This window comes from Chromobacterium sinusclupearum (genome assembly GCF_002902845.1).
Classification (GTDB): Bacteria; Pseudomonadota; Gammaproteobacteria; order Burkholderiales; family Chromobacteriaceae; genus Chromobacterium; species Chromobacterium sinusclupearum.
The window spans coordinates 133225-142587 of the sequence record NZ_PPTF01000010.1; the positions used below are offsets into that span (position 1 = coordinate 133225).

Below are 9363 nucleotides of genomic sequence, written 5' to 3' on the forward strand. Positions count from 1 at the left end.
CGGCCAGTTGGACGTCAATGCCGCCACCGTCGACAACAGCCATGGCATCTTGCAGGCGGCCGGCACGCTGAACCTGACCAAGCAGAGCAGCCTGATCAACGACGGCGGCCATCTGGCGGCACAGAGCCTGAACGTCAAAGCCGACAGCCTGAGCAACAAAGCGGGCGAAATCTACGCCCAGCAGCAACTGAGCAGCCAACTCAAAACCCTCGACAACAGCCAAGGCAGCGTCATCGGCGGCCAAGGCGTCGACCTGACGGTGACGGATAAGCTGCACAACGACGGCACCCTGGGCAGTGATGGCCAGGTGAAACTGAACGCGGGCCAACTCGACAACGTGGCCGGTACCATCCAGTCGGGCAAAGACCTGCAGCTCTCCGCGACCTCATTGACCAACGCTGCCACCGGCCAAATCCTGGCGCTGGGCAAGGATGCGACCAGCAAAGTCGATGTCACGGGCGACTTGCATAACCAAGGCAAGATCGCCGGCAATGCACAGTTGGACGTCAACGCTGCAACAGTGGACAACAGCCACGGCACGCTGCAAGCGGCCGGCGCGCTGAACCTGACCAAGCAGAGCAGTCTGATCAATGATGGTGGCCATCTGGCGGCGCAGAGCCTGAACGTCACGGCGGATAGCCTGAGCAACAAAGCCGGCGAAATCTATGCGCAAGGCCAACTGACTAGCCAGTTGAAGACCCTGGACAACAGCCAGGGCAGCCTGATCGGCGGCCAGGGTGTCGACCTGACGGTGACCGGAACGCTGCGCAACGACGGCACCTTGGGCAGCGATGGCCAGGTCAAACTGAATGCGGGGCAACTCGACAACGTGGCTGGTTCGATCCAAGCCGGCAAGGATTTACAGCTCACCGCACAAAGCCTGAGCAACGCAGACAAGGGTCAAATCCTGGCCTTGGGCAAAGACGCGGCCAGCAAACTGGATGTCACGGGCGACTTGCACAACCAAGGCAAGATCGCCGGCAATGCACAGTTGGACGTCAACGCCGCCACCGTCGACAACAGCCACGGCACCTTGCAAGCCGCCGGCGCGTTGAACCTGACCAAGCAGAGCAGTCTGATCAATGACGGCGGCCACTTGGCCGCCCAAAGCCTGAACGTCAAAGCCGACAGCCTGAGCAACAAAGCCGGCGAAATCTACGCGCAAGGGCAATTGAGCAGCCTGCTGATGACCTTGGACAACACGCAGGGCAGCGTCATCGGCGGCCAGGGCGTCGACCTGACGGTGACCAATACGCTGCACAACGACGGCACCCTGGGCGGCGATGGCCAGGTCAAGTTGAGCGCCGGGGCATTGGAGAATGCCGCCGGCACCATCCAGTCGGGCAAAGACCTGCAATTGACTGCCGCCTCACTGAGCAACGCCGCCACCGGTCAAATCCTGGCCCTTGGCAAAGATGCGGCCAGCAAAGTCGATGTCACCGGCGACTTGCATAACCAAGGCAAGATCGCCGGCAACGGTCAGTTGGACGTGAATGCCGCGACTGTCGACAACGCCAAGGGCACGCTGCAAGCGGCCGGCGCGCTGAACCTGACCAAGCAGACGAGCCTGATCAACGACGGCGGCCACTTGGCCGCCCAGAGCCTGAACGTGAAGGCCGACTCGCTCAGCAATAAGAGTGGTGAAATCTACGCCCAGCAGCAGCTGACCAGCCAACTCAAAACTCTCGACAACAGCCAAGGGAGCCTGATCGGCGGCCAGGGCGTCGACCTGACGGTGACGGATAAGCTGCACAACGACGGCACCCTGGGCAGCGATGGCCAAGTGAAACTGACGGTCGGCGCGCTGGAGAACGCCACCGGTTCGATTCAGTCCGGCAAAGACCTGCAGCTCACCGCCCAAAGCCTGAGCAACGCCGACAAGGGTCAGATCCTGGCGCTGGGCAAAGACGCGGCCAGCAAAGTGGATGTTACGGGCGACTTGCATAACCAAGGCAAGATCGCCGGCAACGGCCAGTTGGACGTCAACGCCGCCACCGTCGACAACAGCCACGGCACGCTGCAAGCCGCTGGCGCGTTGAACCTGACCAAGCAGAGCAGTCTGATCAATGATGGCGGCCACCTGACCGCCCAAAGCCTGAAGGTCAAAGCCGACAGCCTGAGCAACAAAGCGGGCGAAATCTACGCGCAAGGCCAACTGAGCAGCCAGCTGAAGACCCTGGACAACAGCCAGGGCAGCGTCATCGGCGGCCAAGGCGTCGACCTGACGGTGACCGGCACGCTGTACAACGACGGCACCCTGGGTAGCGACGGCCAGGTGAAACTGAACGCGGGCCAACTCGACAACGTGGCGGGTTCGATCCAAGCCGGCAAGGATTTACAGCTCACCGCACAAAGCCTGTCCAACGCAGACAAGGGTCAAATCCTGGCCTTGGGCAAAGACGCGGCCAGCAAAGTGGATGTCACGGGCGACTTGCACAACCAGGGCAAGATCGCCGGCAACGGCCAGCTCGACGTGAATGCCGCCGCCGTCGACAACGCCAAGGGCACGCTGCAAGCCGCCGGCGCGCTGAATCTGACCAAGCAGAGCAGCCTGACCAACGACGGCGGGCATGTGGCGGCGCAGAGCCTGAATGTTAAAGCCGACAGCCTGAGCAACAAAGCCGGCGAAATCTACGCCCAGCAGCAACTGACCAGCCAACTGAAAACCCTGGACAACACGCAGGGCAGCGTGATCGGCGGCCAAGGCGTCGACCTGACGGTGACGGATAAGCTGCACAACGACGGCACGCTGGGCAGCGACGGCCAGGTGAAACTGAACGCGGGCCAACTCGACAACGTGGCTGGTTCGATCCAGGCCGGCAAGGATTTACAGCTCACTGCCCAAAGCCTGACCAACGCCGACAAGGGTCAGATCCTGGCCTTGGGCAAGGATGCGGCGAGCAAACTGGATATCACGGGCGACTTGCATAACCAAGGCAAGATCGCCGGCAATGCACAGTTGGACGTCAACGCCGCCACCGTCGACAACACCCACGGTACCTTGCAAGCCGCCGGCGCGCTGAACCTGACCAAGCAGACGAGCCTGAGCAACGACGGCGGCCACCTCGCGGCGCAAAGCCTGAACGTCAAAGCCGACAGCCTGAGCAACAAAGCCGGCGAAATCTACGCCCAGCAGCAACTGACCAGCCAACTCAAAACCCTCGACAACAGCCAGGGCAGCATCATCGGCGGCCAAGGCGTCGACCTGACGGTGACGGACAAGCTGCACAACGACGGCACCTTGGGCAGCGATGGCCAAGTCAAACTGACGGCCGGCTCGCTGGAGAATGTGGCCGGATCGATCCAGTCGGGCAAAGGCCTGCAGCTGACTGCCGCCTCGCTGACTAACGCCGACAAGGGCCAGATACTGGCGTTGGGCAAGGATGCGGCCAGCAAAGTGGATGTCACGGGCGACTTGCACAACCAGGGCAAGATCGCCGGCAACGGCCAGCTCGACGTGAATGCCGCCACCGTCGACAACAGCCACGGCACCTTGCAAGCCGCCGGCGCGTTGAACCTGACCAAGCAAACGAGCCTGATCAACGACGACGGCCACCTGGCGGCGCAGAGCCTGAATGTTAAAGCCGACAGCCTGAGCAACAAAGCGGGCGAAATCTACGCCCAGGGCCAACTGAGCAGCCAACTCAAAACTCTCGATAACAGCCAAGGGAGCCTGATCGGCGGCCAGGGCATCGACCTGACGGTGACGGATAAGCTGCACAACGACGGCACGCTGGGCAGCGATGGCCAAGTCAAACTGACGACCGGTGCGCTGGAGAATGTGGTCGGATCGATCCAGTCCGGCAACGATCTGCAACTGACGGCCAGCAGCCTCACCAACGCCGACAAGGGCCAGATCCTGGCGCTGGGCAAGGATGCCGCCAGCAAAGTCGATGTCACGGGCGACTTGCACAACCAGGGCAAGATCGCCGGCAACGGTCAGTTGGACGTGAATGCCGCGACTGTCGACAACGCCAAGGGCACGCTGCAAGCCGCCGGCGCGTTGAACCTGACCAAGCAAACGAGCCTGACCAATGACGGTGGTCACCTGGCGGCGCAGAGCTTGAACATGAAGGCCGACTCGCTGAGCAACCAGGCCGGCGAGATTCGCCAGATCGGCCAGGGCACGGCCTTATTGCAGGTAGCTCAGGACTTCCACAACCAGCAAGGCCAGGTATTGAGCAATGGCGGACTGAGCCTGACGGCCAATAGCCTGGACAACCATCAGGGCACGTTGAGCAGCCAGGGCGCGCAGCAGCTGCAACTGAAGCAGGGCTTGAACAACCAGGGCGGCACGCTGGCCAGCGGCCAGACATTGAACCTGACGCTGGGGGCCGCGCTGGACAACCGCCAGGGGCAACTGCAGAGCGGCAGTCTGCAGCTCAATGCAGCCAGCCTGGATAACCGCGGCGGCAGCGTCAAGGCGCTGGGCGGCGACGCCAACCAGCTGACCCTCAGCGGTAAGCTGGACAACTCCGGCGGCGGCGTGTTGGCCACCAATGGCAATTTGACGCTGCAAGCCAGCCAGCTGGACAACCGCGGCGGCCAACTGCAAAGCGCCGCCATCCTCAATGCGCAGCTGGCGCAGGACGCGCAGAACGGCGGCGGCAAGTTGCAGGCCAGCCAGCTGCAATTGGGCGCCGCCAGCCTGGGCAACCAACACGGCGTGATCGGCCAGGCCGGCGCGGGCGTCGCCAAGCTGGACATTCGCGGCCAGATCGACAACAGCCAGCAGGGCAAGATCACCTCCGCCGGCCAACTGCAGGTCACGGCGGGCGATATCAACAACAGCCAGGGCGTGCTGAGCAGCCAGGGCGACCTGACGCTGCGCGGCGGCGTGCTGAACAACCAGCAAGGCACCCTGGGCAGCCAGGCCGCGCTCACCCTGACCGCCAGCCAGCTGGACAATGGAGGCGGCCTGCTGCAAGCCGGGCAGACCCTGCAGCTGGACAGCGCCAGTCTGAGCAATGCCGGCGGCAAGGTGCTGGCCTTGGGCAGCGGCGACAGCCGGCTGACCCTCACCAGCCAACTGAGCAACGGCGGGCAGATTGCCGGCAACGGCAACTGGCTGCTCAGCGCGCCGCGCTTCGACAACGGCGGCGGCAGCGTATACAGCCAGGGCAACCTCACCCTCAACACTGCATCGCTGGCCAACCCCGGCAGCCTGCTGGCCGGGCAGGACCTGACACTGAGCCTGCAGGGCGACTTCATCAACAACGCCGGCACCCAGCTGCAAGCCAACCGCAACCTCAGCATCAGCGCCAGCGGCAACCTGGTGAACAACGGCCAGCTGCAAAGCAGCGGCAACCTCAGCCTAACGGGCCTTAACTGGACCAATAACGGCAGCGTCAACATCGGCGGCACGCTGAGCACCCAGTTGAGCCAGAGTCTGCTCAACTACGGCAGCCTGGGCGCCGGCGCCTTGAACCTGCACGCCGCCAGCCTCACCAACACCGCCTCGATCACCGGCGGAGATATTGCCATCCAGGCTGGCAGTCTGGACAACAGCGGCGGCAAGGCGGTCTTGGCCTCGGCCGGCAATATGGCGCTGAATATCGGCGGCACGTTGAACAACCATGACGGCGCCTGGTTATACAGCCAGGGCGATATGCATATTGGCCAAGCCGGCGCATCCGTGGGACAGGTGATCAATCACATTGCCACGCTGCAGTCGGATGGCAATATGTTTATTGACGCTGGGCGGGTGAGTAATGAGTCGAACTCAATCACTCTTAGGCAAGAGGTAAGCCAAACCTCTGAGACTAGGCCGTTACAAAAATTCTTTGAATATTGGTGTGAGCACCCTGCAACCTATGGGTGTGGTGGTTTGTATAAGGATGTGTGGCGTACGGTAGGTACGATATATATTACCAAAAAGACAACAGTCGATGTGGCTAGTGAATCGGCTGCATCAGCCCAAATATTGGTTGGCGGAAGTTTCAGCGTAATTTCTAACTCTTTTGATAATAAATATAGTCATGTTGCGGCAGGTCAGAATGTAAATCTAAGCTCTGGTTTGGTAATCAATAATATTGGGCAGGGATTATATAGCTCGACTGTGGTTGAGACTAGAAATCATTATGATGATCCTAAGAATGGATCGGATAATTATACAGTTCAAAATCAACCACCCGTCCAAACAGGGAGTTTGGATGCAACGGTCGCCGCGGGTAAGATTTTATCCTTGCAAGCCCCCACCATCATCAACGGCAAGGGCGTGGCAGGCGTGGGTGGCCAGAATCTGCAATCCGCTTTGTCCGACACCCATGTGGCGTTTGATAAGGCGCAAGGCGGTGGCGTGAGCGGCGCTGGGCAGCAGTCCGCGGTGTCGGGCCAGGCCTTGCAGGGCAAGGTCGGTCAGGCGCAGGGCGCGCAGCTGAACGGCAGCGTCGGCGGGACTGATGGCAAGGCATTGAACGGCCAGACGCAAGGCCAAGTGTCCGGACAGGCCTTGCAGGGCAATATCGGCCAGGCGCAGGGCGCGCAGCTGAACGGCAGCATTGGCACGGCCGACGGCAAGGCATTGAATGGTCAGGCGCAAGGCCAGGTTTCCGGCCAGGCTCTGCAGGGCAAGGTGGGCCAAGCGCAGGGCGCGCAGCTGAACGGCAGCGTCGGCGCGGCCGATGGCAAGGCGCTGGGCGGACAGGCCCAAGGCCAAGTTCAAGGCGCGAAGATCGCTGGCGAAGCGATGCAGGCGGTGCAGCAGCAGGTGGACACCTCGCATGACGCCATCCGCGTCTCCCCCGCCGGCCAGCTGAACCGCGTGTACGTGCCGGTGCCGGCGCAAAAGGCCATGGCGCTGGAATCGGCCGGCGCCAAGGTGGGCAATCCGGTGGCGGGCGGCTACGCCGTGCCGGACAACGGCCTGTTCCATACCCAGCCGGCGCCGCAGCAGCCGTACCTGGTGGAAACCAATCCGCAGTTCACCCAGTACAGCAACTTCGTCTCGTCGGACTACCTGCTCAAGCAGCTGAATTACGATCCGAGCAAGGTAGAAAAACGCCTGGGCGACGGCTTCTATGAACAGCAGATGGTGAGCAAGGCCATCACCGACATGACCGGCAAGCGCTTCCTGTCCGGCTACGGCAACGCCATGCAGCAGTACCAGCAGCTGATGAGCAATGGCGCGCAGTACGCCAAGGCCTTCCAGCTGACGCCGGGCATGGCCCTGTCCGCGGAGCAGATGGCCAAGCTGACTTCGGACATGGTGTGGTTGGTGAAGCAGAACGTGGGCGGCCAGGACGTGCTGGTGCCCATGGTGTACCTGGCCCATGCCGATCAGCAGTCCCTGCGCGGCCAAGGCGCGGTGTTGGCCGGCAGCAGCATGACGCTGCTGGCCGATGGAGACCTGGTCAACAATGGCACCCTGAAGAGCGACAGCACGCTGCTGGCGCAGGCCAACAATATCCGCATCGAGGGCGGCAAGGTGCAAGCCGGCGGCGACCTGGGCCTGAGCGCTAGGCAGAACCTGGTGGTCACCGACGACGCCGTCCACGGCCAGGCCGGCAGCAGCATACAGGCCGGCGGCGATTTGCAGCTGCAGGCCGGCAACGACCTGAAGCTGCAGGCGGCGGAGGTGCAAGCCGGCGGCAACGCCAGCCTGCTGGCTGGTCACGACCTGGACATCGCCAGCCGCGAAACCCGTTATAACCTGGGCGACAGCAACCGCTACAGCAGCTTCCAGTACCAGCAGGTGGACCACGCCGGCAGCCAGCTGAACATTGGCGGCAACCTGGTGCTGAGCGCCGACAATAATCTGACCTTGTCCGGCAGCAGCGCCAAGGCCGGCGGCAGCGTGCAGGCCCTGGCCGGCAACAGTCTGACCCTGGAATCCACGCTGGACAGCAAGCACGGCGCCGGCAACTGGTGGGGCGGCGGCTACGATACCTTGAGCCAGAGCCATAACGCCTCGCTGCTGCAGGGCGGCGGCGATGTGCTGCTCAAAGCCGGCGGCGACCTGAGCCTGATCGGCTCCGCCGCCCAATCCAGCGGCGGCAGCCTGACCGCCCTGGCCGGCAAGCAACTGACGCTGCAGAGCGAGGTCAATACCAGCCATGATATCGGCTACGGCTGGGGCAACAGCCACAACTGGCAGACCGACAGCCTGACCGTGGCCGGCCTGTCCGGCAAGGGCGATCTGCAGCTGCACGCCGATGGCGACGCGCTGCTCAATGGCGCCAGCCTGGCCAGCGGCGGCAAGCTCACGCTGTCTGCCGGCAACGACATCAAGTTGGGCACGGTGGCCACGGAAAGCCGCAACGACAACACCTGGGGCGAAACCGTCCGTAACCGCTACGACCTGACCCAGCACGGCGCCACCGTGCAAGGCGAAGGCGGGCTGCTCCTCAAGGCTGGGCGCGACATCAGCACCCAGGCGGCCAATCTCACCAGCAATGGGCAAGAGGCTTTGATCGCCGGACGCGACGTCAATCTGGGCAGCGCCCAGGAGCGACACAGCGACTACAGCAAGACCGTCCATCACTCCAGCGGCATGTTCAGCAGCAGCACGACCACCGACATCGTCGCCCACGACAGCACGCATGAGGCGGGCAGCACGGTATCGGCCGATACCGTCATCCTCAAGGGCCAGCGCGACATCAACATCCACGCCAGCCAAGTGGCGGGCAGCGGCGACGTGACGCTGGATGCCGGCCGCAATCTCAACATCACCTCCGGCACCGATACCAGCCGCCTGTTCCAGTACCACAAAGAGGAGACCTCCGGCCTGTTCTCCGGCGGCGGCCTGGGCTTCACCATCGGCAGCAAGGAACTGACGCAGCAGCTGGATGGCGCCGGCACCACCCAAAGCCAGAACCGCAGCCTGGTGGGCAGCATAGGCGGCAATCTCAGCCTCAAGACCGGCGACACCCTCACCCTGCAGGGCAGCGATGTCACCGCCGGCGGCAACCTGTACTTGGACACCAAGAAACAGAACCTGGACGTGGCCGTGGACACCTGGCACAGCGTGCAGAAGACGGAAAGCAAATCCAGCGGCCTGACCGTACAACTGACCAGTCCGCTGATCAGCGGCGTGCAGGCCATGGCTTCCGCGGCTGATACTGCTGCCAAGAGCAAGGATGATCGCGTCAAGGCCTTGTCCACCGCCACCGCCGCGCTGGCTGGCTACAACAGCTACGCCGCCTATCAGCAGGCGATGAGCAAGGCGGCAGAAGGGACCAAGGGGGGCATTCAACTGAGCCTGACAGTGGGAAGCAGTCACAGCGAAAGCACCACCGTCAGCGACAGCCATACCGAAAGCGGCAGCCTGCTCAAGTCCGGCGGCACGCTGGTGGACCTGGCGCATGGCGCCGGCCAGGACAGCACCATCACCGGCAAGGGAGCGCAATTCGTCGCGGGCAAAGA

Annotated in this window: 1 protein-coding gene; it reads left to right on the forward strand. The window is 62.9% G+C overall.

All coding sequences use genetic code 11. The annotated features are described in order from the left end of the window. Window positions 1-9363 (forward strand): hemagglutinin repeat-containing protein (locus tag C2134_RS02660; RefSeq protein WP_199179860.1); only part of this gene is annotated, 9363 nt, incomplete at both ends.